Annotated in this window: 28 protein-coding genes and 4 pseudogenes; 29 read left to right on the forward strand and 3 right to left on the reverse strand. The window is 45.2% G+C overall.

Features of this window, described 5'->3' with window-relative positions; translation table 11 throughout:
- Positions 1-4 precede the first annotated feature (4 nt).
- Both NXZ84_RS01970 and NXZ84_RS01975 read left to right on the forward strand, forming a co-directional pair.
- Positions 5-1,372: an AAA family ATPase gene (locus NXZ84_RS01970; protein WP_258838622.1), complete on the forward strand. Its 1,368-nt coding sequence runs from the start codon at positions 5-7 to the stop codon at positions 1,370-1,372.
- Positions 1,362-2,318, forward strand: a complete 957-nt coding sequence (locus NXZ84_RS01975; RefSeq protein WP_258838623.1) for a toprim domain-containing protein — start codon at positions 1,362-1,364, stop codon at positions 2,316-2,318. Before NXZ84_RS01970 ends, NXZ84_RS01975 begins: the two co-directional genes overlap by 11 nt.
- A gap of 34 nt (positions 2,319-2,352) precedes the next feature.
- Here the strand turns inward: NXZ84_RS01975 and NXZ84_RS15175 are convergent, their stop codons facing one another.
- Entirely contained in the window at positions 2,353-2,553 is a 201-nt protein-coding gene (locus tag NXZ84_RS15175; protein ID WP_396653994.1) for a helix-turn-helix domain-containing protein, read from the reverse strand.
- Between the two features lie 482 nt (positions 2,554-3,035).
- Here NXZ84_RS15175 and NXZ84_RS01980 point away from each other — a divergent pair, with 482 nt between their 5' ends.
- The 22 genes and pseudogenes from NXZ84_RS01980 to NXZ84_RS02085 all read left to right on the forward strand — a co-directional run bounded on the left by NXZ84_RS01980 (position 3,036) and on the right by NXZ84_RS02085 (position 17,991).
- Complete coding sequence (locus NXZ84_RS01980; RefSeq protein WP_258838624.1) at positions 3,036-3,374, forward strand: hypothetical protein; 339 nt, start codon at positions 3,036-3,038, stop codon at positions 3,372-3,374.
- 250 nt (positions 3,375-3,624) lie between these two features.
- Positions 3,625-4,167, forward strand: a complete 543-nt coding sequence (locus NXZ84_RS01985; RefSeq protein WP_258838625.1) for a hypothetical protein — start codon at positions 3,625-3,627, stop codon at positions 4,165-4,167.
- A gap of 111 nt (positions 4,168-4,278) precedes the next feature.
- A complete protein-coding gene (locus NXZ84_RS01990) occupies positions 4,279-5,013 on the forward strand; it encodes a hypothetical protein (protein WP_258838626.1) in 735 nt (244 codons plus the stop codon).
- Positions 5,014-5,025: 12 nt separating this feature from the next.
- Positions 5,026-5,250: a hypothetical protein gene (locus NXZ84_RS01995; protein ID WP_258838627.1), complete on the forward strand. Its 225-nt coding sequence runs from the start codon at positions 5,026-5,028 to the stop codon at positions 5,248-5,250.
- A gap of 35 nt (positions 5,251-5,285) precedes the next feature.
- Positions 5,286-5,627, forward strand: coding sequence for a hypothetical protein (locus NXZ84_RS02000; RefSeq protein WP_258838628.1), 342 nt, complete (start codon positions 5,286-5,288; stop codon positions 5,625-5,627).
- Positions 5,624-5,800, forward strand: coding sequence for a hypothetical protein (locus NXZ84_RS02005; RefSeq protein WP_258838629.1), 177 nt, complete (start codon positions 5,624-5,626; stop codon positions 5,798-5,800). The genes NXZ84_RS02000 and NXZ84_RS02005 overlap by 4 nt, the downstream gene beginning before the upstream one ends.
- A 13-nt stretch (positions 5,801-5,813) precedes the next feature.
- Positions 5,814-7,991, forward strand: coding sequence for a DNA polymerase (locus tag NXZ84_RS02010; RefSeq protein WP_258838630.1), 2,178 nt, complete (start codon positions 5,814-5,816; stop codon positions 7,989-7,991).
- On the forward strand, positions 7,951-8,865 hold the full coding sequence (locus NXZ84_RS02015; RefSeq protein WP_258838631.1) for a DHH family phosphoesterase: 915 nt from the start codon (positions 7,951-7,953) through the stop codon (positions 8,863-8,865). The genes NXZ84_RS02010 and NXZ84_RS02015 overlap by 41 nt, the downstream gene beginning before the upstream one ends.
- Entirely contained in the window at positions 8,859-9,131 is a 273-nt protein-coding gene (locus NXZ84_RS02020; RefSeq protein WP_258838632.1) for a hypothetical protein, read from the forward strand. Before NXZ84_RS02015 ends, NXZ84_RS02020 begins: the two co-directional genes overlap by 7 nt.
- Before the next feature lie 80 nt (positions 9,132-9,211).
- Entirely contained in the window at positions 9,212-10,171 is a 960-nt protein-coding gene (locus tag NXZ84_RS02025; protein ID WP_258838633.1) for a hypothetical protein, read from the forward strand.
- The gene (locus NXZ84_RS02030) at positions 10,168-10,659 is read left to right on the forward strand and encodes a crossover junction endodeoxyribonuclease RuvC (RefSeq protein WP_258838634.1); all 492 of its coding nucleotides are present in this window, start codon (positions 10,168-10,170) and stop codon (positions 10,657-10,659) included. Before NXZ84_RS02025 ends, NXZ84_RS02030 begins: the two co-directional genes overlap by 4 nt.
- A complete protein-coding gene (locus NXZ84_RS02035; RefSeq protein WP_258838635.1) occupies positions 10,659-10,913 on the forward strand; it encodes a hypothetical protein in 255 nt (84 codons plus the stop codon). The genes NXZ84_RS02030 and NXZ84_RS02035 overlap by 1 nt, the downstream gene beginning before the upstream one ends.
- A pseudogene (locus NXZ84_RS02040) lies at positions 10,867-12,222 on the forward strand (glycyl radical enzyme family protein); the annotation flags it as partial. The gene NXZ84_RS02035 and the pseudogene NXZ84_RS02040, both read left to right, overlap by 47 nt.
- 181 nt (positions 12,223-12,403) lie before the next feature.
- On the forward strand, positions 12,404-13,042 hold the full coding sequence (locus NXZ84_RS02045; RefSeq protein WP_258838637.1) for a hypothetical protein: 639 nt from the start codon (positions 12,404-12,406) through the stop codon (positions 13,040-13,042).
- 55 nt (positions 13,043-13,097) lie between these two features.
- A pseudogene (locus NXZ84_RS02050) lies at positions 13,098-14,054 on the forward strand (ribonucleoside-triphosphate reductase, adenosylcobalamin-dependent); the annotation flags it as partial.
- Between the two features lie 27 nt (positions 14,055-14,081).
- Positions 14,082-14,840: an N-acetylglucosaminidase gene (locus NXZ84_RS02055; RefSeq protein WP_258838638.1), complete on the forward strand. Its 759-nt coding sequence runs from the start codon at positions 14,082-14,084 to the stop codon at positions 14,838-14,840.
- Between the two features lie 73 nt (positions 14,841-14,913).
- Positions 14,914-15,345 (forward strand): annotated as a pseudogene (gene dut / locus NXZ84_RS02060) (dUTP diphosphatase); the annotation flags it as partial.
- Between the two features lie 495 nt (positions 15,346-15,840).
- Positions 15,841-16,509, forward strand: coding sequence for an FAD-dependent thymidylate synthase (thyX, locus tag NXZ84_RS02065; protein WP_258840305.1), 669 nt, complete (start codon positions 15,841-15,843; stop codon positions 16,507-16,509).
- A 240-nt stretch (positions 16,510-16,749) separates the two neighbouring features.
- Entirely contained in the window at positions 16,750-16,917 is a 168-nt protein-coding gene (locus tag NXZ84_RS02070; RefSeq protein WP_258838639.1) for a hypothetical protein, read from the forward strand.
- Positions 16,910-17,227, forward strand: coding sequence for a hypothetical protein (locus NXZ84_RS02075; protein WP_258838640.1), 318 nt, complete (start codon positions 16,910-16,912; stop codon positions 17,225-17,227). Before NXZ84_RS02070 ends, NXZ84_RS02075 begins: the two co-directional genes overlap by 8 nt.
- The gene (locus tag NXZ84_RS02080; RefSeq protein WP_258838641.1) at positions 17,227-17,763 is read left to right on the forward strand and encodes an AAA family ATPase; all 537 of its coding nucleotides are present in this window, start codon (positions 17,227-17,229) and stop codon (positions 17,761-17,763) included. The genes NXZ84_RS02075 and NXZ84_RS02080 overlap by 1 nt, the downstream gene beginning before the upstream one ends.
- The gene (locus tag NXZ84_RS02085) at positions 17,764-17,991 is read left to right on the forward strand and encodes a hypothetical protein (RefSeq protein WP_258838642.1); all 228 of its coding nucleotides are present in this window, start codon (positions 17,764-17,766) and stop codon (positions 17,989-17,991) included. It abuts the gene before it with no gap.
- 5 nt (positions 17,992-17,996) lie between these two features.
- Here NXZ84_RS02085 and NXZ84_RS02090 read toward each other — a convergent pair whose 3' ends face one another.
- Positions 17,997-18,380 carry a hypothetical protein gene (locus NXZ84_RS02090; protein WP_258838643.1) on the reverse strand — a complete coding sequence of 128 codons (384 nt, stop codon included), beginning with the start codon at positions 18,378-18,380 and terminating at the stop codon, positions 17,997-17,999.
- 177 nt (positions 18,381-18,557) lie between these two features.
- On the opposite strand from NXZ84_RS02090, the gene NXZ84_RS02095 reads away from it, so the two are divergent.
- From NXZ84_RS02095 to NXZ84_RS02115, 5 genes are all read left to right on the forward strand, one after another.
- The gene (locus NXZ84_RS02095; RefSeq protein ID WP_258838644.1) at positions 18,558-18,965 is read left to right on the forward strand and encodes a hypothetical protein; all 408 of its coding nucleotides are present in this window, start codon (positions 18,558-18,560) and stop codon (positions 18,963-18,965) included.
- Positions 18,877-20,334, forward strand: a complete 1,458-nt coding sequence (locus tag NXZ84_RS02100; protein WP_258838645.1) for a DNA cytosine methyltransferase — start codon at positions 18,877-18,879, stop codon at positions 20,332-20,334. The genes NXZ84_RS02095 and NXZ84_RS02100 overlap by 89 nt, the downstream gene beginning before the upstream one ends.
- Positions 20,283-20,747 (forward strand): hypothetical protein, encoded by a 465-nt coding sequence (locus tag NXZ84_RS02105; RefSeq protein WP_258838646.1) that lies wholly within the window; start codon positions 20,283-20,285, stop codon positions 20,745-20,747. Before NXZ84_RS02100 ends, NXZ84_RS02105 begins: the two co-directional genes overlap by 52 nt.
- Positions 20,748-20,801: 54 nt before the next feature.
- Entirely contained in the window at positions 20,802-20,954 is a 153-nt protein-coding gene (locus tag NXZ84_RS02110) for a hypothetical protein (RefSeq protein WP_258838647.1), read from the forward strand.
- Between the two features lie 62 nt (positions 20,955-21,016).
- Entirely contained in the window at positions 21,017-22,621 is a 1,605-nt protein-coding gene (locus tag NXZ84_RS02115) for a recombinase family protein (protein ID WP_258838648.1), read from the forward strand.
- Here NXZ84_RS02115 and NXZ84_RS02120 read toward each other — a convergent pair.
- A pseudogene (locus tag NXZ84_RS02120) lies at positions 22,601-22,801 on the reverse strand (hypothetical protein); the annotation flags it as partial. The gene NXZ84_RS02115 and the pseudogene NXZ84_RS02120 sit on opposite strands and share 21 nt — an antisense overlap.
- Positions 22,802-23,066: the final 265 nt, after the last annotated feature.

The raw sequence follows: 23,066 nt of genomic DNA on the forward strand, positions 1-23,066 counted from the left end.
TAACTTGAAGAAAGGGGATGGATATGTGCCTAACGCAGGAATGAAATTGTTTTCTAAAGTGATTGACTCGAATGATCCGAAAGCGCTCGTTCGGTTTGGAGTCGAAGAATACCATCTTGCTACCGAGTCGGAAAAGAAAGCGTATCGATTTGTCCAAGATTACGCAGAGAAGAACCGAGGGACAGCGCCAGACTTCCGGACGGTGGCGGAGGAAGTCGAGGGTTTCGAGTACCACCCAAATGTTGGTGATGACTACGAATACCTTGTGCGAGAGATCAAGTCACATTCAGCCAAACAATTTGCTCAAAAAATGCTTCAAGATGATGCTGTGGAAAAGTTCTCTGAATATGACGGAGAATCATTCATTAACTGGTTGATTTCCGAGGCTGAGAAGATTAAAATGAAAACAAATGTTCGAGCAGATGTCGGAACTAGTGTTAAATATGACTCGAATAAGTTCCTAGAGGAGTACAAGAAGAGAAAGCTAGGCGAATCTCTGCGGATATGGAAGTCTGTGTTCCCTACAATCAATAATGAGATCGGAGGGTATTTTTCAGGAAATCTCTATACGTGGTACGCAAGGAGCGGGCGAGGTAAATCCGTTATTACGAAAACAGAAGCACTTAATTCCGCGTTCCAAGGAGCCAACGTTTTGTTTTGGGGAATGGAAATGGCTCGTTTCGAAATCATGGCTCGATTGTATTCAATGATCTCCGCTCGTGAAGGAATCTTTAATAAACAGATAGACGGATTGGACTATGAATGTGGCTTCGATAACCGCGCTTTGTTAATGGCGACATTGACGGAAGAATTTGAACAGGGCTTAGAAACGTTCCTTTCAGTAGTCCACGAGATGATTCCAGGTAACCTTATTATCCGCGCTGCTGACGACGAAGACTTTATCCGACGGGATCTCCGTCAATTGGAAGCAGACATAATCGAAACAGAAGCTGACGTAGTGGTCATCGACCCCTTTTACTACCTCGATTATGAGGCGAATACAACGCGTACGGCAGGCGGGGACGCAGCGAATACCTCAAAGAAGTTACGTCAACTTGCCGGAAGAACGAAAACCGTTATCCATGCGATTACTCAATCTGAAGAGATTCGGAACGACAAAGATGATGACGGCAATCGGCTGCTAAAAGCGCCAAGCAGGGCGGAAATCAAGAAGACGAAAGCTGTTCTCGAGGACGCGACAAACACCTTCGGAATCGATACACTCGATGGTCGTGGGATCATCGATCTTGGAAAAGGACGCAATGGCGGAGAGGGAGCGCAAGTCGAGCTGATCTACCTTCCGAATTACGGCATCGTTCGTGAAGTTCCGATGGGAGATGAAGCTGGAGGGGCGGGTCAATTTGAATTTTAACGTGGAAGAGGAGTTACGCGAATTCGAATGGCGTGATGCAGAGTGGACTGACGGTAGACTCCGCGCTTGCAGTCCGTTTCGTGAAGATGACCATCGGCCCTCGTTTTATGTGTGGTTGCGAGATGATCCGCAGAATGACTCAAAAGCGGGGTATTGGGGTGATTCGGGAGGATACGAATATCAGCGTGGCGGGTTCTTTCGTTTGCTGGCGTTTCTTCGCGAAGAAACGGAAGAGGAGACGCGGGAGTATCTACGAGAGAAATATGGAGATGGCCGTGAGGAAGATGTTCCTGATGAACTGACGTTAAAACCGTTGGTTGTCGAGGAGAAGACGAAGAGACGATCGTTGGACTTGGAGATATTGAAACCGTATCAGTTTCGGCATCCATACTTGGCGAAGCGAGGAATTTCGGAGAGGACGCAGAGAGAGATGGGCGTGGGATATGACAGGAAGCGGAAGGCAATCGTGATCCCATGGTTTTTGCCGAACGGGGAACTTGGAAACGTCAAATACCGTAAAGTTGATTCAAAGTCGTTCTGGTACCAACGCGGAGGGATGCCGATCCGCGATATGGTTTACGGAATGGACATCGTGAAGCGTAAAGATGCGAAAGAAGCGGTACTTGTCGAGGCGGAAATTGACGCGATGACGGTAAAGGAATTGAGAATGTCGGGGGTTGCTGTAGGAGGCGCAAAGATTAGCGATAGGCAGGCAGAAATTATCGCTAATAGTTCCTTGGAAAAGATTATTATTGCGACAGATAACGACCAGGCAGGCGTGGGTTTGCGCGGTCAGGTCGTGGAAAAGTTGCGTGGATACATGGAATTGGCGATAGTACACTTGCCTGACGGATGCAAGGATGTAAATGAGGTCGGAGCAGGCGAGGAATTGCGTAGATGTATCGAAGGAGCGGAATCAGTGGAGGCGTTAAAGATACCCATATAAAAACGCCGGAGCGGATGTCCGGCGTACATAACGACTAGGATTCGTCGTCGGGGACGTACTCGAATATGTCGGTTACTTGGATGTTGAACGTGTTGCAAAGTTTTTCGATGGTGCCGAAGTAGATGCGTTTGTCTTCCTCAAAGTAAGTTGGACGCATTAATATTCCAATAGCGCGTTCACTCATTCCTGTAAGTGTGGCGATTTCTCTATTAGTTCGCAATCCTAGTTTCGCCATTGTGATGGGTAAATTGTTCCGAATCAGTTTTTATCGCCTCCTTTCACACTTTACTTGATCTTATCATATAATAAATTAATCGTAAACATCAAAAAAGTGATCTTGTATATTGACGACTTGTACTATGGTTGGTATGATTAGAATAAACAATCGGAAAGAAAATTCAGATTTAAAAATTTTTCGAAAAAGTGTCCTCAAATCTATTAGATTTACCCGTTAGTTAAAGTGAGGGGTACAAAGGAGGCTGTTAAGTGGAAGACTTGAACAATTTAATACGTAGAGCGCGTCACGGTTCAATCGAAGCGGAGAATCAGATCTTTTCAAGATTCAGTGAGCTAATTGAGAGGGAAGCCGATGCTATATGGCACAGATTGAAAGACGAGAGCGCATTTCGTTGGGAGTGTTATTGCAGCATAAAGAGGGCGTTGAAGAAGTATGACGAGGGAAAAGGGAAATTTGAGTCGCTGGTCAAGAAAAACATAATGCGCACACGATCCAAATTCTTAGCTGAGAACAGAAGACCTGGTATCGAAATTAGTCTTGAAGGTTTAACAGAAAGCGGATATGATCCACCAGATAGAGGGAAGGACGTTGAAAAGACACTGCTTGAACAGGAGACAGAGGGAATGATAATAGAAAAGGTCGCCGCGTTGGCCCGCGGCGACGCTAAAAAAAATAAGCGAGTAATCTCATGCTGGTTGGACGGATTGACGGATACCGAAGCCGCTAAAGAGTTGGCCCTCCGAAGCGGTTCCGCTGTAGCCACTCAACAAAAGTACGTCCAACGATTCAAAAAACGTTGTCAAGCGGCTTTGGCGTAGACACTTAACACGTAGAGGGCGGAGCTGACAACTCCGTTTTCCCTCTATTATAATTATAGCAATTTTTGCGACAAAACATACACCCAATTATTGTAGAAAATATTCAGCCACTACGAAAACACAGTAATGACGCTAACTTCTCTCTTGTATCTATTCTAAGCCGATACATTTTTCCTGTCAACACCGCGATCTGTTCAATATGACTACTAAAACTATCGCAGAATTTAAGTTTTAAAGGAGTTGATAATCTGTGACGAGCTTAAACGTTAATGTGAAAATAAGTAATCATGCTGTTAAAAGGGTTCAAGCGTACTATTTCCGGCGCCCGTATAAAGAAGCGAAAAACTTTATCAAGAATTTAATAACGGATGCTCGATTTATTGCAGAAATAATCGGAGGTAAAGGTGAAGAAGGCTTACTGTATGCAAACGGTAAATACTCCATTATTACAACTCGTGATGGTTCGCTCATAAAAACAGTTTATCGGGTGGAGAAATTAAAACACAAGGGCACAGAGGAGAAGATTCGGGAATTGGTTGCGAAAGAGGAACGGAAATACGCTAGGACAATAAAAGCTACTATACGTAAAACTGAACGTGAAAAGTTGGAATGGGGTCTTTACATTGCGGAGCTACGGATTCAACAATATGAAACTAAATCGGACACAAAAAAGAACGCTATTGAAGCGCATATAAGAGGAATAGAAAAGTACCTCGTTCAAGTAGAGGGGGACATCAAAGCAATGCAAGACGAACATCGCCAGATTTCGAAGAGTCTCGTCTTTATGGGGTAGCGCCGACACTAGGCTTCTATGTCGGCGAAGCGGTATCATAACGCCAACCTCAGAGCTAGTACCGTTTCGCGAGCGTAGAAGCTCGAAAACATTATGAAGGAGGACGATATATTGTCGTACGTTGCGAAGAAGGGGCGGCAGGCGGCGGAGTCGGCGAATGAAGAGAAGGCAGACGTGTCCCAAGTACTGCGGTCACTAAAAAGCGGATCATCGTTTAAGGTTCGTGTTCCATCGACGGAAGATTTCGTCGAATACTTTGCGCACGGTGTTTTCGGGAAGTTTTACACAACTCCGTGTACAAAACCTGGAGGAGAGGAGGATTATTACGATAAGGCAGTTGATCACTTGTATACCAAAGTCAACGAAGAGGAAGACGAAGATAAGAAACAGGTGCTACGGGATCAGGCGTATCAACTAAAAGCGAAACCACGCTATCTTTTCGGATTCATTAACCTTGAAGACGGGTTACCCCTCATAGTGGATCTCACGAAAAACCAAGCGAAGTCCGTAATATCCGCTATCGATAAGTATACGAAGAAGATCGGCACATTTCCATTTGAGTTGTCAAAGGAGGGAATGAAAATGGCTACGAAGGTATCGTTGACTCCGGTTATTGACGAGGACGATCTAACGGAACAAGAGCGCAAACATTTTGAAAGCACAGCAGGGAAGGCGTTTGATGATCTGTTGTATGAAAAGGTCTTAAAAGTACGTAAAGAGGAGGAGCAAATAGAGGACTTGAAAGCGTTTGGATTTGACGTAAGGAAGTTAGGTGTTGAAGACGAAGTTACTCCGATTGAAGACGAAGGTCAAGGAGACAACGGCGACGATAACTACCCATTCTAAGGAGGAGATATTTTGTTTCGAGTTCATACGGCTAGCCATACGATGAAAGTTCCGCGTGACGGAGACATGGAGAAGAGGGCACACGATTTTTTCGAAAAGGAGCTTCCGAAGATGGGGTTCGATGACGCAGACCAAGTGGCCTCATTCGTTTGTCATCTGAGGGAGCAGGCGGATCTGTTGCTGGAGGATATTGCGATTATGGTTATTCAGATGGAAGGAGAGGAGGAAGGCGAATAGCGACGGAAACGGCAAACGTAGGTAAACATAGCGAATTGTTAGCGCAGACTGCGCTTCTCGCAAATGGACATGAAATCGCGCAACCTGTCGCAACGGAATCATACGACATCGTTGCAAAACACCCGAAAACAGGCGTCTGGCATACGTATCAAGTCAAGACATGTAGAGTTCGTGAGGATCGCAATGGAGCGATAGTCGTCGAGGCACGAAGAAGCGGAGGGAGGTATACGAAAGAAGACGCTGATTATTTCATAGGCGTATGTGGCGAAGACGTATATCTGATCGAAAATGTCGGATTCAGCGAATATTGGGCGAGTAAGACGACATTAAAGAAGTGGACGAAATTAAAAACGAACATGAAGGGGAGGGTTAAATGAAGAGTTATTTTAGAAGAAATAAGAGTTTTTATTCGGTAATTTGCGCAATTGTATTGATGACCATAGGGTTTGAGATTGACAGGATTTTTTATGGGTTTGGTAATCTACTGCTACTTTGGATAGCGGGCTGGATTTTAGGGGTAGTCGCAGGTAGAGCCGATTATCATTCGTAAAAGGAGGCGAGCCATGGAGCAGCTAACTCTAAATCTTAATATGAAGGAGGAAGAAGAGGAAAAGAAGCGTCGAGAACGAGTCAAAGAAGCGGAATCTAGACGAAAGGCGGCGGTACCGAGCGAAGACGATTGGAACCGGATCTTTGAGATGAAGAATAACGAACGCGACACAGAAAAATTAAAGGAGGTTAAGGCGAGTATGGAGGCGGGCGAAATTGCCCGTTCCTCCGAGGACATTTTTTCGAAAAGCGGGAAGTTGAAGCGGTTTAGCAAGGCGGAGGCATTGCGAATTTGGCAGAAGTTGCAGGAACGGAATCGGGAACGGAAGCTTAAGGAGTTAGTCGAGAGTACGCCGGATAATTATCGTCTAGTGACAACAGTTCCGCAGTTAGACCAATTAATTAAGGACTTGTACAATGAACCAATTATCGCGGTAGACACGGAGACAACAGGTTTGAATGTGTATTCGGATCGAATCGTGGGGATCTCGTTCACATTGCCAAACGCTGACTATCACGTTTACATTCCGCTGGCTCACGAGAATTGCGAGCAGTTGACGAGGGACTACGTATTGGGAGAGATCCACGGCATTCTGGAGGAAGAATGCATCGGGAAGGTATTGCATAACGCGAAATTCGATATGCACATGTTTCTACGACATAGCGTACGGATGCGCGGATTAGCTTGGGATACGCAGGAAGCTATGAAGTTGTTGAATGAGAACGAGGTACATGACGAAAACGGGAAGGCGTATTCTTTGAAGAGGTTAGCAACGAAATATCTAAAGGTTCCATCGGACAATTTTAAAGCACTTTTTGGTGACGCATCGTTCAGAGAGGTTCCCATAGACGTTGCATTGGTGTACGCAGCAAAGGATACGGATATTTCTTGGCGACTTTATCAATTTCAGCGTCAGCACATGGAGAAGTTACCGAAGGTACTGAACACATACGAAAAAGTTGAGAACCCGCTAATTGAAATCGTAGTGGATATGGAGCGAACAGGATTCGTTATTGATCAAGAGTATGCAAAAGAACTGGGGGAACAGCTACAGCTAGAGATAGTCGAGATTCATCAGAAGTTACGAGAACACTTTGGCGACATTAATTTCAACAGTCCGCAACAGCTAATGAAAGTCTTGTATGATGACTTGAAATTGGGTAAGCACCTCCCGGCAAGAAAGAAGAAATCAACGGATGCGGCGACACTAGAGACCTTACGGAAGCATCACGAAGGTGTAGATCTACTTCTTGACTATCGGGAGAAAACGAAGTTGCGCGGAACTTACGTAGAAACCCTTCCAAGAAAAGTACACAAAGATGGGCGTTTACACGGTGAGTTCAACCAAAACGGTGCCGCGACAGGAAGGTTCTCGTCAAGCAAGCCCAATTTTCAAAACCAACCCTATTATGCACGCAAACTCTTTGTTGCACCGAAAGGAAAGGTGTTATTATCCGGCGACTTTTCGCAACAAGAACCGAGGCTTCTCGCCCACTTTTCGAATGAAGACATCCTTATCAACGCTTACCGTGAAGGGAGAGACCTATATAGTACGGCAGCATCCGAAACATTCGGCTTACCTCTAAGTGAATGTGGTGACGGCTCGAAATGGAGAAAGATGATGAAGACCGGAATATTAGCGGTCATGTATGGAACCTCACCGAAAACACTTGCGGAACAATTGGGAATCACGGAGAAAGAGGCGAAGGACTTCATTGAGACGTTTTACAAAAAGCATCCGAAGGTAAAGCGTTGGATTGACGGAAACATCCGATTTGCTCGTCGGAATCGATACGTTGAGATGTTGGGAGGGAGGAAGCGGAGACTGCCGGAGATCAACTCGCGTGATCGATGGATGAGGTTACGGGCGGAGCGGCAGTGTACTAACGCCATTATTCAAGGGAGCGCGGCAATCCAGACGAAGCTGACGATGATAGAACTGGATAAACTGTGCAAGCGAAAGGGATGGCAAATGGCGCTGACAGTGCATGATGAGATTGGCGTGTATGCTCCGGATTCGATCAGCTTGGCGGATGTAAAGGAGTTTGAAAGCGTGTTTCTGGATACGGTGAAGTTGCGAGTTCCGAATAAAACGGACATCGAGATTAGCCGTCGGTGGGGCGAAGGAAAAACGATAAAGGAGTGGTTCGGTGTCAAAGAAAGTGAAGCTATTTACGCATACGGATCTTGATGGTGTTGGTTGCGCGATCGTATGTCGCTCCTTCTTCGGAGTAGACAACGTCAATGTAGATTACTGTGATTATAACGAAATCAATACGAAAGTCACGAATTTTCTCAATGAGGGTACGGATGAATACGATGCAATTTTTATTACAGATATTTCGGTTGCTGAAGAAGTAGCCGAGAAAATTAATGATACTGCTGCGGATAAAATCATGTTGATCGACCACCACGCGACAGCTCTATGGCTCAATAAATACGACTGGGCGACAGTTATTGTGAAAGGGATTAAAGGCAAGGAGAGTGGAACCAGCTTATTTAATGAATGGCTACAAGTTCACATGTCGAATATCCGAACGAATCCCATGCTTTCCGAATTCGCTGAACTCGTACGTAGATATGATACTTGGGAATGGAAAACGCGTTACGGTGTCTTAAAACCGAAGAAAATGAATGACTTACTTTACATCATTGGGAGAGAACGTTTTGTTGCGAGACCTCACGAATTCGAATATTTTACTACTAATTTTTCAGCTAACGAAGAACTACTGTTGGAGCTTGAAGCGGAAAAAGAGTCAGCTTACATCGAGAAGAAGAAATCCGAAGTCCGTCGTCTAGTAGTCGAAGGATTTACGGTAGGCATTGTTTTTGCAGATCGATATCTATCGAGCCTAGGAGAGGAAATCGCGAAAGTCAACGAAGACATTGACATCGTAGCCATGGTGAACCCGCCAAAAGCCGTTAGCTTCCGGACTGTGAAAAGTGACATTCATCTCGGAGAGTTTGCGCAGAAATTCGGTGGCGGAGGGCATGCGAAAGCCGCAGGATGTTCTTTGAACGTTAACTCTGTGAATTCGTTAGGGTTGGCGGCGTATCTATGGTGATGCAGATGGATAAATACGAGAAGGAAAGGTTGTTGCGAGTGCTAAACGAAGTGTCGGAAGAGATGAAAAAGGAGCTACTGGAACTTGCGTCGGAGAATGTCACTGAAACGTTAGTTAAATATCATTATGAACTTAAGGGGCTTCGCCTAGTAGCGAAAGAGGCGGCGGAGGTTGTGGTTAATCCACATTTACCTCATGACAACTTATTCGACGTACTTGTTCTAGTGGGATACCTAAATGAACAGGGGGAATTCGTATCCAACTAACCAGTCGAAAAGGAGTCGATACACTGCGTGAATCCATCGCAGCCGACCGTGGATTTACGTTAGAATCTGAATTTCTGTACATGATCGATACGTGGCATTCGATGCCGGAAGTATGGGATTCTGATCTGGACAGACAGATTGCCGCTATGAATTACGAAATATTAAGAAAACCGAAACGGATTAGTTGGAAGAGACCTTTTTTCTCTCCGTCATCTGTAAACAGCTGTCATCGCGAAATGTACGTGAAATTTAAGGGAGCGTTGAAGGATCGGAATATTGATCCGCCGTATCGCGGGAGGTGGAAAAGACTTGGAACGTTGTTTGGCGACATGATCCAGCGTGACTTGCTGTTCATTTGGAAGCATTACGAAAACGTTGTTGGAGAGGAGCCGTCTTTTACTGTTGAGACTACTGAGATTGGCGATAAACGTTATCCAATGTGGGAGAAATTTGCGGAGAAGATCCATTCCGAAGAGCATGGCGGATACTCGATCAATTTCAAAGGTCAGCCTGATGGAATCCTTCGTCACAAAGACGGACGGCGTGTCGGACTTGAGATCAAATCGAAGCAAACTTCTGCTGCGAAGACTTCGACTTTCTCCATGCGGAATCCTGATCCCAGCCACGTTAGGCAGTGTATAGCATACGCGATTATGCACGACCTTAGCGACTACATCTTACTTTACGGAAATCTATCGAAGAAAGGATGGAATTTAACTGACGAAGAGTATATGAAGAATCCCGATATTAGAGCGTTTTACCTCAACATTACGAAGAAAGAAAAGGAGGAATTGCTCGACGAACTGTCAAGTGTGTTGGAAGCCGTTGATACGGATACTCCGCCGCCTTTAGCACTTGATAAGTGGACGTTTAACAACTACAAAACAGCATGCGCGTTGTCGTTGACTGACGAGGAAGTTTCAGTTCTCCGTAAAGAAGTCGAAGCAATGAAGCAGAAAGGCGGAGTACCACAATATAAAGTGAGGGATCGTGAGCAGGCGCTAAACGACATTGAGAAGATGCGAAGTGAATCGTTATGAAAAACCGCTACTTCGGACTCGATCTTTCGATATCTTGCCCAGGCTTCGCGGTATTGGAGGTGAAGAAGAACCGCAAGCCTACGCTTCTCTTTTACGGACACTTGAAGACGAATCCGAAGTTACCACATGGCGACAGGTTAGCGCATATCAAGTCGTATGTAGAAGCAATCCGATATGATTACGGTCCATTCGTGAAGGTGATCCGAGAGAAGGCGTTTCACAACGCTAGGGTTCACGCAACAGCAGGCGGATATAAGGTTGCAGGTATCGTGGACTATGCGCTACGTGGCGTGGAAATTGAGGAGTTAGCGAATAGTACCGTGAAAAAGGAGGTGACGGGGAACGGGCGAGCCAGTAAAGACGACGTGGAAGTGGCAGTGAGGGGGTGGTTTCCGGAAGAAGAGTTTAAAACGGATGATGAGAGTGATGCGGTTGCTGTTGTGTTGGCGTGTCTGTTGCGCGAAGGATTGATTGAGGAGGTGAAATAATGCGTGATCTTTCGCAGGAAGAAGAACGGTGGCTTTCGTTGGGCAAGGAAGAGGATTTGAGGAAAAAGCTACTTCAATTGTGTAAGTTTCGTGAGGCAAGGTACGCCGACTATCTTCAATTAAAGAAAGCGGGATTGACTTCGGAACAATTAACTGAGTTGGATAACGAAATAAAAAGAATTAGCGAAGAAGTAGATACTTTAGGTGATGAGTACGTGGTCTTACTTAATTACAACCGAGAGAAAGGGTGGTAGTTTGCAAAAGAAATTACTGACTGACGAATTCATTTCGAAATATCCTGATTTCCCCGATCATATGAACGAACTCGGAACATTCGTATACTATCGAACCTACTCACGTTGGATCGAATCGAAGAAGCGTCGGGAGACGTGGAAAGAGACGGTGAGGAGGGCAGTTGAGTACAACGTTGGGCTAGCTGTGAAGCACTTAGAGAAGATCGGTTATACGGCTGACTATGAGAGGCATCGAAAGGAAGCGGAGGTACTATTTGATTCGATATTCAACCTGCGCCAATTTCCGTCAGGGCGGACACTTTGGGTCGGAGGAGCAGATACAGGCGTTGCGGAAAAGTATCCATTGTCAAACTTTAACTGCTCATTTTTGAATATTGCTAGTTGGGATGATCTCGGAGACTTGTTTTATCTCCTGCTCGTAGGAACAGGCGTAGGGTTTAAGTGTACGAAGGAAATGGCGAAAGGTCTCGCGCCAATCCGTGTGAATACGGAGCTACTACATTCCGATTACAATCCCGTACCAAAGAACAAGCGCCTTGAGTATACGAAGCTGAAAACGCTAGAAAACGGATACGCGAAGATTTACGTTGGGGATTCGAAGGAGGGATGGGTTGAGTCGTTACGAATTTACTTCGACTTGTTGACGAGGAAGAAATACGAATATATACACACCATTAAAATTTCGTACAATAGCGTGCGTCCGAAGGGAGAGCGATTGAACACTTTCGGCGGAAGCGCTAGTGGATATGAACCGTTACGTGAGATGTTCGAAGGTATTGACCGTGTGCTAAAGAACCAAATCGATCCGCACTTAGATCCGCCTGAACAATTAGGAGGTGGATACGCAAAGGTAAGACCGATTCACATCTTAGATATCGGAAATCTAGTCGGCAATAACGTAGTCGTTGGAGGCGTGCGACGTACGGCCGAAATCTACTTGTTTGATTCGGATGACTACGAGAGTATGTTCGCGAAATACGGAATCAACGGACTGTGGTCTGAACAGCAATTCAAGCAGCACGAGAAGATTGGACGCTTAATGGAGTGCCTAGCGATTTCAAAACCTCGATGGTGGGATGACGTAGGGAAGCGGAATTATGGCACAGATGTCAACGGAAAGGAGCCGTATAACTTTGGTCGACCGTTACACCACCGGAGAATGTCAAACAACTCGATTGCTTTCGAGGAGAAGCCGTCGTGTGGACTACTGAACCTCGTATTCGAAATGATGCAGATGGAAGGTGAACCGGGATTCGTGAATCTCGAAGAGGCGCGGAGAAGACGTCCAAATGCGGAAGGATTGAATCCGTTAGTGGCATAGCGGATGTAAAACCTCTCTAATTGCTGGGAACCCCTAACGTAGAGTCGAGGGCAATCAGCAGCGAAGTCCCGAAAGGGGAACGTTCAACGACTAGGCGAAAGCCGTAGGGCGCAAGAGCGCTCGAAACGGGAGGCAGTCGGCTCATTTAAATAATAAAAAGGAGGTTCTAATGAGGGAATTTTATAAAGAAATAGATTTCAAGGAGGAGTTTAGTGAGCATTTTAAAGGGTTCATGTTAGGCGATGGATATCTCTCTAACCGAAACAAGAGTAAATGCAGCGCACAGTTTTGTTTATCTAACGTGAATCCCACTTATATAACAACAGTTTCAGATATGTTGACTCAACAAAATATAAAGAACTCTGTACGCTTATTCTCAAGGAAGGGAGGATTCAAAGGCTCGCGTTATTCTTCTGTCGTAACCACGCTATTTTACAAGACATTCTCTGAGCTAGAAGAGAAGTGGTACAGAATGAGGGATGACGGGACTCACTATAAGAAGGTTCCCAACGATTTAAAACTTACGCGGACATCTTTATTGCATTGGTATATAGGGGACGGATATCTTGTTCATTTAAGAGGAGATCCTGTGCGGGTACAGTTTTGTACTGACCGATATACTGATGATGAAATTATGTTTTTAAGGGACTGTTTTGAGCGGGATATAGGCTTGAAAATACAGATTGACTGGAATAGAAGAAGGTTGAGAATTCCGAAACGATTATTGCATGATTTCTTTTCCGTTTTGCCGGAATGCCCGAATGAGTTTATAGAAGAGCTAGGTTATAAATGGATGAAAATCAGTTGAGCCGACTGATGATATAGTCTGAGCTGTATGGAAACATGCAGAGGCGGTGCGGACTCGGTACCGCCGTAACATTTCTGGTGCTGAAATCCTTCTGGATTCTTATGGGGTATGCAACCTAACGACGGTGAACCTTGCGCAATTCGTAGATGAAGGAAAGTTTGATTTGTACGGCGCCCTCGAAGCGCAAAAACGAAGCGTTCGTATCGGACTTCGAATGACGCTCGCTGAACTGGAATTACCGCATTGGAACGAAATTCAGCAACGCGACAGACTTCTCGGTACCTCGTTAACGGGTGTCAAGGATGCAGGTGTTTCTACAGAAGAACTACGGATCTTGAGGGTGTTTGCGGAAGAAGAAGCGCGTCGATATGCGAAAGAACTCCGAGTCTCTACGCCACTTCTCGTCACGACAGTAAAACCGGAAGGCACCTTGTCGCAAGTAGCTGGAGGCGTATCCTCCGGTTTACATTGGTCTCACTCGCCGTACTACATTCGTCGAATCAGAATTAACGCGACTGATCCACTAGCGCAGGTAGCGAAAGAACTCGGATGGACAGCGAATCCTGAAATAGGGACGCAAGGCGATACCGAAGAGGAGCGAATGCAGAACGCGAGGACGTTAGTCATCGACTTCCCTGTGTCATCAGGCGCAAAGAAGACGAAGGATGACGTATATGCGCGAGACCAATTCGATACTTATTTTGAATTTCAGTCTGTTTATACGGAACACAACTCATCCAATACGATCCACGTGCGCAATGACGAATGGGAAGAAGTCGAAAATATCGTGTGGAGAAAATGGGATGACTTTACGGCAGTTTCGTTCTTGTCTTATGACGGAGGGACGTATCAACTGGCGCCTTACGAGGCTATATCCGAAGCGCGGTATGAAGAAATGAAATCGAGTATGAAGCCGTTTGATCCTGCGTTGTTGGCGAACTACGAGAGTGGCGGAGAGGAATTCGATGTCGGGAATGACGGTTGCGAGAGCGGGATCTGTCCGATTAGATAACAAAAAATTTGAAAGGATGTTATGAAAATGAGTTTATTAATCAGCGAGGCTGTAAGTGGGAGATTGAACGGAATACAGGCGACAACTTCGCCAATGACATACGAAGAAGCGTTGGATACGCAAGCTAATTTGCAATGGCCGCCGATCATTTACAAGGATGGTGGATGGCATCAAGCGACTCCGGAAGAAGTCGACGAGGAGTTGAACCCTGCAAATTCACTAGAAGGAGACGAAGTCCTGCAACACTTGAACCTTGCGCAGGTACCAGACGCTTCTGTAGCGGACTTAGATGATTTCTTAGAAGGGCAAGGCGTGTTGGAAGGGATGGGCGTCATTTTCCTCGCAGGTGGGTTGATACAGAACGTTGATCCAATATATCTCGCGGTACATTCGTCGCTCGAATCTGGACGCGGAACAAGCAAGTTAGCAACAGGTACGGTCGAAGGATACGAAGGGTGGTACAACGTATTCGGCATCGGAGCGATCGACGAAAACCCCAACGAAAGGGGAGCGCAGTACGCAAAAGAGAAAGGCTGGGACTCCGCTGCCAAGGCGATTTACGGCGGAATCAAGTGGATTTCATATTTCTACATTCATGCTGGACAGAACACGCTTTATAAGATGAAATGGAATCCGAAATCACCGGGAGACCACCAATACGCAACGGATATCGGTTGGTCAAGAAAGCAGGCTACTCGTATCGCTAGTCATTACAGAACATTCGGAGATATCGAAGCGTGTTGGGACTTACCGAATTACGCTGCCGAGGAGGATGTGAATGTTTAACGATCACGGAAAGGTCGAACGTAAGACGTGGTATAACGGCAAGACTTCGCAAGTAGTTCCTTACGGGTACGACTTGAACGTCAAAGTAAAGAGGCTCCAAGAAGATGCAGTGATCCCGGAATATGCGACGGTAGGATCGGCTGGATTCGATTTGGTTGCGACAGATACCGTCATCATCGAGCCTGGAGAAACGAAAATGATTCCGACAGGTCTTGCATTTGAGATACCCAATGGCTACGAAATGCAAATTCGAATGAGAAGTGGAATTGCGAAGATAACTCGTCTTAGAATGCCGAATGGGATAGGGACAATCGACAGTGACTATCGAGGAGAAATCAAAATACAACTCGAGAATATCGCTATGGGATATGAGCAAGTCGTACAAAAAGGCGACCGCATAGCGCAAGCCGTTATCGCGCCAGTCATACGAGCAAACATCGAAGAAACTGAAGAATTAATGGAAACTGCGAGAGGATCGGGAGGTTTCGGGTCGACTGGAGTAGATGTGTCCACTGAAAAACGTCCAGTGTATCTAACGGAAGAACAATGGGGGAGCGTTCATGCCGCAGTAGCCAAAGAGATGTCGAGAACTCAATACAAACCAGGAGGAAGCGAATGGTATTGGCAATTAAGCAGTATAACGAGTCCTTTGTGCAGAGCAGCGGGATATGCGGAAGTGGACGAAGGAATCGAACCATAGGAAGGTGATAGCGAATGAGTGTATAAATGGCCCGACAAATTAGCGTTATTGTAGCGGAGTCAACAGCATGACGGGGCACTGAGGATTCTCCAGCTCATACGATATACCGCTATTGGTCGCTGGATGGCGAATTGTTAGCGCAAAGAAATCCGACTAACAAGAATTTTCCGCGCATTAAATATAAACCGCCAGTGAAGTTATGTGATGGAAAGGAATGCAAATAGTACGAAAGGAGGACGAAGATTGAGCGAAGTTAAGTTAAACGTAGAATTACTCGCCCATACAAAAGTATCCGAAAAGATGGCGTTTGAATTGCTACAATACGTCGGTCCAGGTGTACAGGAGTCACAAGGACTCGCTTTGACTGCGATAAGAACCTGTTATTCCGCGAATAAACCGAGCGAAATCGTTGCGAAAGAGGGGAAAAAGTATTTCCACAATGAAGCTACAGATGGCGAAAAGGGGGCGGAAGTTGACCGTTTGATTCGGCACATCATGCGCTCCAAGCATACGTCCACGATCGAGCATTTGAGCTATACGTTTGCTATCGAAGGATTATCACGGTCAGCATTGGCGCAATTGACGAGACATCGATTCTTCTCATTCAGCGTTCAGAGTCAACGGTATGTGAAGATGGGGAGTGACGACCGAAGTGGCGGATTTGATTACGTCGCGCCTCCTTCATTAAGTAAGTCAGAGAGTTACCATAACGCGATGAGACGTTCACAAGCGGTTTACGATGAATTGCGAAGATCAAGTGTGCTTGCTGAAGACGCAAGATTCATTCTCCCAAACGCCACAGCAACGAATCTCGTCATGACCGGGAATCTCCGAGCCATTCTCGACTTCTATTCGAAGAGGCAAGAAGGAAAGGGCGCACAGTGGGAGATTGCGGAGTTGGCCGAAAGGGTTCGGAGGGAAGTCGTCATGGTTGATCCGTGGGTAGATCCATTCTTTGACGAGATGTAGGGGGAAGAAGCCGTGTAGTAAAATACGCTGCGCGGCAAATTTTTTCTTTGGAAGTGTCCTAATTCGGAAACACAGGTGAGTGTATATAGATAGGACGAAAAAAAATCATCGAGATGTTATCAAACGCGGGCTACCTTGCCCCTATTAAAGATAAGAAAGAAAAAAAGTCCACAAAAAGTGCGCGAAGTTGCTTACTAATGACTCTAAACATTATAGAGGGAGAAAAAGGAGGAGAAAGGTATGGCTACAAAATTCCTCGACGGGAAAGTAAAGAAAGCGAATCGACGACGGAAAGTCCAATATTCCCAAGATACTCGAGCATCGTCAGTCAACCGTTATAACGTCAGAGATTTGCCGAAAGACCACCCCTTAAGAATCAAATACGGAGAGGAGAATAGCCATGCGTGAGTGTATGACGGGTTTCGATTGTGTGGAGCGTAGAGCGCAAGTGGGTGAAAAAGTCGTAGCTGTAGAGGGACCGGATTACCTTCGTGGTCAGCAATTTGAAGTAGGCGATATCCTTAAGATCACAGATCAACGTGGATGCCTCGATGTAGGGGAATTCGGTCAACTCATTGACCAGACAGAATATCTAGTTCTAGTGCCGAAAATGAGCGACATGGGCTGGCTTGAGGAACGTATGGAATCGCTTGAATCAGAGGTTGAGGGACTGCGTAGCCAATTTACCTACTATGTAGAGAAGGAGGCGAAGGTCTAGTGAAGATTGCATTGACGGGGAAGATGCGTAGTGGGAAGTCTACAGTTGCGGAGTATCTGAGCGAGAATTATGGATTTCATTCTTGCGCATTTGGCGATACGCTCAAACTTTTCGCCAACAAACTGTTTCAACCACGTCAGTTAAAGGATCGCCAACTATACCAATGGTTTGGTCAAACGATGCGAGAGCGGGAATCGGATATCTGGGTACGGCATTTAGATTACGCGATATACGACTTAGTTACGACCGGAAAGAACATAGTCATCACCGATCTCCGACAGCCCAACGAATATCAATACTGCCGTGAGAAAGGGTTCGCAATCATCCGCGTTACCTGCCCTGATGATATACGCCTCCAACGCATGAGACAAGAAGGCGATTTATTCGACGAAACCACGCTCAATCACGAAACGGAAATGTACATTGACGGATTCGGCGTTGATTTCGAAATTGAAAACGGAGGCAGATGGCTTGACATGGCGGAACAGGTTGACGTTATTGTACGGAATCTTCCTTTAATAGAGGAGGCTATGTGATTGCGTTTCAAACTCATTCACCATGACGTCACTGACGACGGAAAATACGAAATGACCTACGAAATCCTCGACTCTCCTGTTTTCTCGTCTGACAGCGAAATTATTTACGAGTTTACAAAAAGACCCCCGTATAAGAACGCCAGGGAAAACGGAGATCTTGTCGTCGTTCGAAACAGCTTTGGAACTCCGGCTTTCATTGAATGGATATATTATCCTGACGGCTTCTAGCTACTTTACTTTCCGATATTATCGTCAGGCGCGTCATAGTCTTCGAGCTTGAACGTTAAAGCACCGTTCTCTTTTCCATCGAAGAAATAACGGCGGGATTGATTCATAGGCAGTTTATAGCGTTGCACGAGTTTGCGGACTGTCGTATAGCCTCGCTGATCAATTTTATATGGGCGTGTATCGGTTAGTCGAACGACGTCTGGTTTCGCGAGGGCGATGCGATGGTTCACCGGATCGTATCCGATGTACAGCGAAATTGGGATATCGACGCAGGAGAGTTCGACGCGAGCGAGCTTATTTAAAGATAGACGTTGTTGTTTGTCGATCGTGACGAACATGTCCGTTGCTCTATGACCGCCAGGTGTTGCACTGATCCATTCGATTGACATATGTATAACCTCCATTGCGAGGGAATCCGTTACATTACAGGTTTCTACTATTATATTCGGTTTACCTGCGTAATTGCAAGATAGTTACGGAATTTTCGGAAAGGAGATGATCGAATAGGAACCGTCAAGCACGACATCGAAGCGGCACATCGCCGTTATGCGCAAGACTACGACTGTATGACGCCTCGCGGAGTTCATCGTTTATTGCGGGACCAATTCAAGTTAGGCGTAAGGTGTTACGACAAAGGCGATTACGCAGGTAAGGATATCTTAATGGATTTACACAAGGCTTACTGGAAAGCGGGGTTAACCGAGCGTCAGAAAGAGGCGCTGTATTACGTTTACGTGCGGGACTTACGACAAGTGGACACGGCGTTTGAGATGCGGATTACGCAGCAGGCTGTAGCGGACCACATTATCGGAGCGCTGAAACGGATAGCGAAGGTTTACGAAGTTTGGAGCGAAGAAACAGGGAAGGAGGAAACGGAAGCCTGTTATGTTTGCGGAAAGTACCTCCTATCCGGCGAAGAAAGAAGCGGAATGTGTATTGAGTGTGAGCGAAGGGAGGCGACAAGCGATAAGTAAATTGCGAAATCACTACGGCTACGGCGTTAGAAAAGACGAAGAGTCTTTCGCAGACAAGATACCGCCTGGCGGAAACTGGCGAAGTCTAAGTCGAGAGGATCAACTAGTTTTCTGGAACGGAAAGATACCCATTAGTGGAGGTAGCACTAATGGGTTGCGCAAGAAAGCGTGGGATGAGCCTGCTGGAACTATTACGACTTCACCGATTCAAAAACTATCGTGCCAGCTTCATCCTGGCGCAAATATTGAAAGGAGTGGATATATGGAGTTTAACGTGACACCAACGGAACCGTCGAATGGACTCACGATTGCGGAGTTGTTCTGTGGAGGCGGATTGATGGCGGTAGGGTTAAAGGAAGCGGGATTCGATATTGTCTGGGCAAACGATGTAAATAAGCAAGCAATAAAGGCATACCGACACAATGTAGGAATGCACGCGGTTCTAAGTGATATAACGGAGATCGATCCTGAGGGTATTCCGGATACAGATATTATTGCCGGAGGACCACCGTGCCAAGACTTTAGCGTAGCAGGTAAGCATGACGGGGAGGAGGGGAAGAATGGCCGGCTAGTATGGGCGTATTTGAACATTATTGAGCGCAAACAACCGAAAGCTTTTATATTTGAAAACGTCAAGGGATTGATAGGAAAGCGCCATAGAGAAACGTTTGACTCTCTTATTACGAAGTTTAACGAAATTGGGTATCGAATTAGTTGGCGACTGATAAATGCATGGGACTACGGAGTGGCGCAGAAGAGAGAACGCGTGTTTATCGTGGGTATACGAAGAGATCTCGGTTTTGAATTTCAGTTTCCGGAACCTGATCCCGCAGACTACCGGACACAGGTATTGTGTGATGTAATTGGCGATCTACCTGTACCTGATCAGAATTGGAACGTTAAGAAGCCTGAGCGTAAGGCGAATATGAGCGCACCGAGTCCAACGATTACGACACAGTTTTATTGCCAGACAGTGGAGATTTCGAATCACGATGAGAAGTCATACTGGACTCCGAAAAGTGATTATAGCTACGACCAAGCTAATCGCGTTCAATCCCTTAGTCAACCGTCAAATACGATACCCGCTCATCATAATTCCGGACAGCCGATCCACCCGCAGTCAAAGCCACGTAGATTCACCGTTAGAGAATGTTTGCGAATCCAATCCGCGCCTGACTGGTACGTCATACCGGAAGACTTATCGTTATCTGCGCAGTATCGCATTGTCGGAAATGGCGTAGCATGTCGGGTGGCGTGGTATCTCGGAAAAGCATTAGCGCAACAATTAAACGAATATTCGAAAAAGGAGGTGTTAGATTGGCGTTCACGATTACAGACGACTATAAAAAACAATTCGAAGGCGCAGTAGATGCGTTGCTTGCGAAGGAGGCGTTTATTGAGTGCAGGGAATTTCGAATGAGCGTGGTTAACGACTTGATAACGGAGTATACGCATTTTATCGGGGAATCACCTGACACAAAGCAACTGGAACGATTGACTGATTATATTCTTCACGAAGAGATAAACGATCCACATCCGGATAAAGCGAGTCGAGAAGAGTATCCGATATTTAGCGATAGGCAACTGGAGAGGCGACGGAGTGGCGAGGTTTCGTTTAAGAAGGCTAGAGATGTTGGAACGGATGGACGATTTTATCGGAAACCGAGGAGACGGTTTTACGATAAGGATACGCATAAGCGGAATAAGACGCGGAAGAAGCGATATACGAAGGATACTAAGGCGAGCGAGGTACGAGTGTATTCGTTGGAAAATTCGGATTGATGGCGGTTATAGGACAAATTATGAGATCCGTATATTTAAATGAGGTGAGAGAGGATGAAAGGGAAGGCTAAAAAGAGATATGAGCTTAAATTAGCGATACCATCAAAAGAATTAAATAAAGAAGAGCTTGCTAAGGCAAAAGAAAAAGAGGCTTTAGTAATAGATTTCCTTATTAATAAATACCTTTCAAAAGAAGCTGGCATATAGCCGGCTCTTTTGTTTATAATAAGTGTAATTCATTGTGTACACAAAAAAGAGAGGTGGATTCGGTGTCTGTAGCTATATACGCAAGAGTATCTACACTGACACAAGTTGATGGTACTAGCCTGGACTCGCAAATAGACTTTTGCCAGAAGAAAATAAAAGAATTAGGTATAGGTGGAAGTATAGAGGTATTTAGAGAAGAGGGAGCATCTGGCGAGAATATTGAACGTCCGCAAATGGACAGGTTGCGTGAGAACGTGAAGAATGGAAGTGTAACTCACGTGATTTGTACTCATCCGGATCGGTTAAGCCGGAATCTAGTCGATAAACTATTAGTTTGCGGGGAATTTGAAAAAAGCAATGTAGAACTTATTTTTGTTGATACCGAATACAAAAATACGCCGGAAGGACAGCTATTTTTTAATATGCAGTCCGCTATTGCACAGTACGAATTAGCGCAGATACGAAAACGAACTGTGACTGGACGTATAAAAGCGGCCGAAAGAGGTCAAATCCTCCCTATGAGAACGACACCTTACGGTTACGAATTTCAGGACGGGAAGCTAGTAATCAATGAGGAAGAGGCTAAATTCGTTCGTATGGTATATGATTGGTATGTATACAAAAACCTTACATTACGAGAAATCGGAGAAAAGTTACACGAATTAGGGGCAAAACCACGACGAGGAAAGCAATGGAACGCGTCATCTATAGGGAGAATATTGAATTCAGAGACGTATGCAGGGACTTTTTATTATAATCGCAGAGAAACGAAGAAGGTTAAAGGTAAAACAAAATCGGGTTATGTACGTAAAGCCATATCGATGCGTGATAAGGACGATTGGGTCTCAATAACTGTGCCTGCGATTATTGATAAAGCGCTTTTCGAGTTAGCGCAAAGGCAACGAGAGAAGAATAAAACGTTTTCTGGTAATGTTAAGCACGAGTATATGCTAAAGTCGTTACTCCGTTGCGGACATTGTGGACGTAAGTGGCAGGCTACAACGTATTCCGGAAGAAAAGATCAACGGTATAGAAGCTATCGTTGTCCAAATAAATTCCCTAGAAAATATGGAGGAGAAGTGAAAAAGTGCGATACACATGCAATTAGAGCAGAACAACTGGAAGATTTCATCTGGGGGATAGTATTTGAGATAGTCTCTCAACCTAAGAAATATATAGAAAGGATCGGTGAGGGAGCGAAGGCGCACGAAATAGAAATTAACGAAACCATCGGCGCTTTAAAGATACGTTTTGAAGACCTAAACAAACAAAGAGAAAAGCTGAAATATATGTTCCTAAACGACCTCATTACAGAGGAAGAAATGCAAAGAGACATGTCAGGCATCAACAAAGACATAGGAATTGTAGAGAATCAGATCAAGGCGTTGCAATCAAATCAGGATGAGCAAACGAATAAATTGTTGGCAAAAGAGAGTTTTGAATCAATGATGGAAGGGATTCAGAAAATGCTTAAAGAGGAATTGTCAATGAAGGAAAGGAGACACATTATAAGTTTGATCATGGATGAAATAGTGCTATACTTTGACGGCGACGAGGCAAAAGTGATTTGCTTTGGTCCTATGGAGCATATTTTAAAAGAGGCTAAATTGAGTGGAGATATTGACATTGAATCGTGTTCACAACGCTTTGCAAATATGGGCTACTAAACGTAAATTATGTTCAATTAACACATTTCGTGCATAGAGGTCCCCTTTGGCCATCTCAACGAGATAGCGATTTTCATCTTTTTCATTTAATGGTTGAGGAAAAGCATTGTTCTTAATATAAGAAACAAACACCACAAATTCTTTCAGCATCAACGCAATAGCTGAAAAAATGCTGGACACGCCACCACCTCCAACATCACCCACACGTATTAATTACTATATGACTGTGCCCATAGGCGTGTGCCTGTACGAGAGAGAGGGAGGAGGAATTATTTGTGCATATTGATGTTATTCATGGGCTTGAGTTAAGGGGAGTGAATAAGTGAGATAATTCTTCTTTTCTATTTCCTATTATACCTTCTTATGGTATAATATTACGGTGAAAGATAAGCATTATTTAGGGGATGTGTTGGGCCCTATTATTGGAGCAATTGCTTGGATAGTG

The organism is Mechercharimyces sp. CAU 1602 (genome assembly GCF_024753565.1).
Lineage (GTDB): Bacteria > Bacillota > Bacilli > Thermoactinomycetales > JANTPT01 > Mechercharimyces.

Coding starts and splice junctions, on each gene's coding strand:
- NXZ84_RS02005 (WP_258838629.1), top strand. CDS start 5,624: ATGAAGAGTTATTTTAGAAGAAATAAGAGTTTTTATTCGGTAATTTGC.
- NXZ84_RS02070 (WP_258838639.1), top strand. CDS start 16,750: ATGGCTACAAAATTCCTCGACGGGAAAGTAAAGAAAGCGAATCGACGA.
- NXZ84_RS15175 (WP_396653994.1), bottom strand. CDS start 2,553: ATGGCGAAACTAGGATTGCGAACTAATAGAGAAATCGCCACACTTACA.
- NXZ84_RS01980 (WP_258838624.1), top strand. CDS start 3,036: ATGCGCACACGATCCAAATTCTTAGCTGAGAACAGAAGACCTGGTATC.
- NXZ84_RS02110 (WP_258838647.1), top strand. CDS start 20,802: ATGAAAGGGAAGGCTAAAAAGAGATATGAGCTTAAATTAGCGATACCA.
- NXZ84_RS02055 (WP_258838638.1), top strand. CDS start 14,082: ATGAGTTTATTAATCAGCGAGGCTGTAAGTGGGAGATTGAACGGAATA.
- NXZ84_RS02030 (WP_258838634.1), top strand. CDS start 10,168: ATGAAAAACCGCTACTTCGGACTCGATCTTTCGATATCTTGCCCAGGC.
- NXZ84_RS02020 (WP_258838632.1), top strand. CDS start 8,859: ATGGTGATGCAGATGGATAAATACGAGAAGGAAAGGTTGTTGCGAGTG.
- NXZ84_RS02045 (WP_258838637.1), top strand. CDS start 12,404: ATGAGGGAATTTTATAAAGAAATAGATTTCAAGGAGGAGTTTAGTGAG.
- NXZ84_RS02025 (WP_258838633.1), top strand. CDS start 9,212: ATGATCGATACGTGGCATTCGATGCCGGAAGTATGGGATTCTGATCTG.
- NXZ84_RS02095 (WP_258838644.1), top strand. CDS start 18,558: ATGACGCCTCGCGGAGTTCATCGTTTATTGCGGGACCAATTCAAGTTA.
- NXZ84_RS02010 (WP_258838630.1), top strand. CDS start 5,814: ATGGAGCAGCTAACTCTAAATCTTAATATGAAGGAGGAAGAAGAGGAA.
- NXZ84_RS02075 (WP_258838640.1), top strand. CDS start 16,910: ATGCGTGAGTGTATGACGGGTTTCGATTGTGTGGAGCGTAGAGCGCAA.
- NXZ84_RS02100 (WP_258838645.1), top strand. CDS start 18,877: ATGTTTGCGGAAAGTACCTCCTATCCGGCGAAGAAAGAAGCGGAATGT.
- NXZ84_RS02090 (WP_258838643.1), bottom strand. CDS start 18,380: ATGTCAATCGAATGGATCAGTGCAACACCTGGCGGTCATAGAGCAACG.
- NXZ84_RS02035 (WP_258838635.1), top strand. CDS start 10,659: ATGCGTGATCTTTCGCAGGAAGAAGAACGGTGGCTTTCGTTGGGCAAG.
- thyX (WP_258840305.1), top strand. CDS start 15,841: ATGGCGTTTGAATTGCTACAATACGTCGGTCCAGGTGTACAGGAGTCA.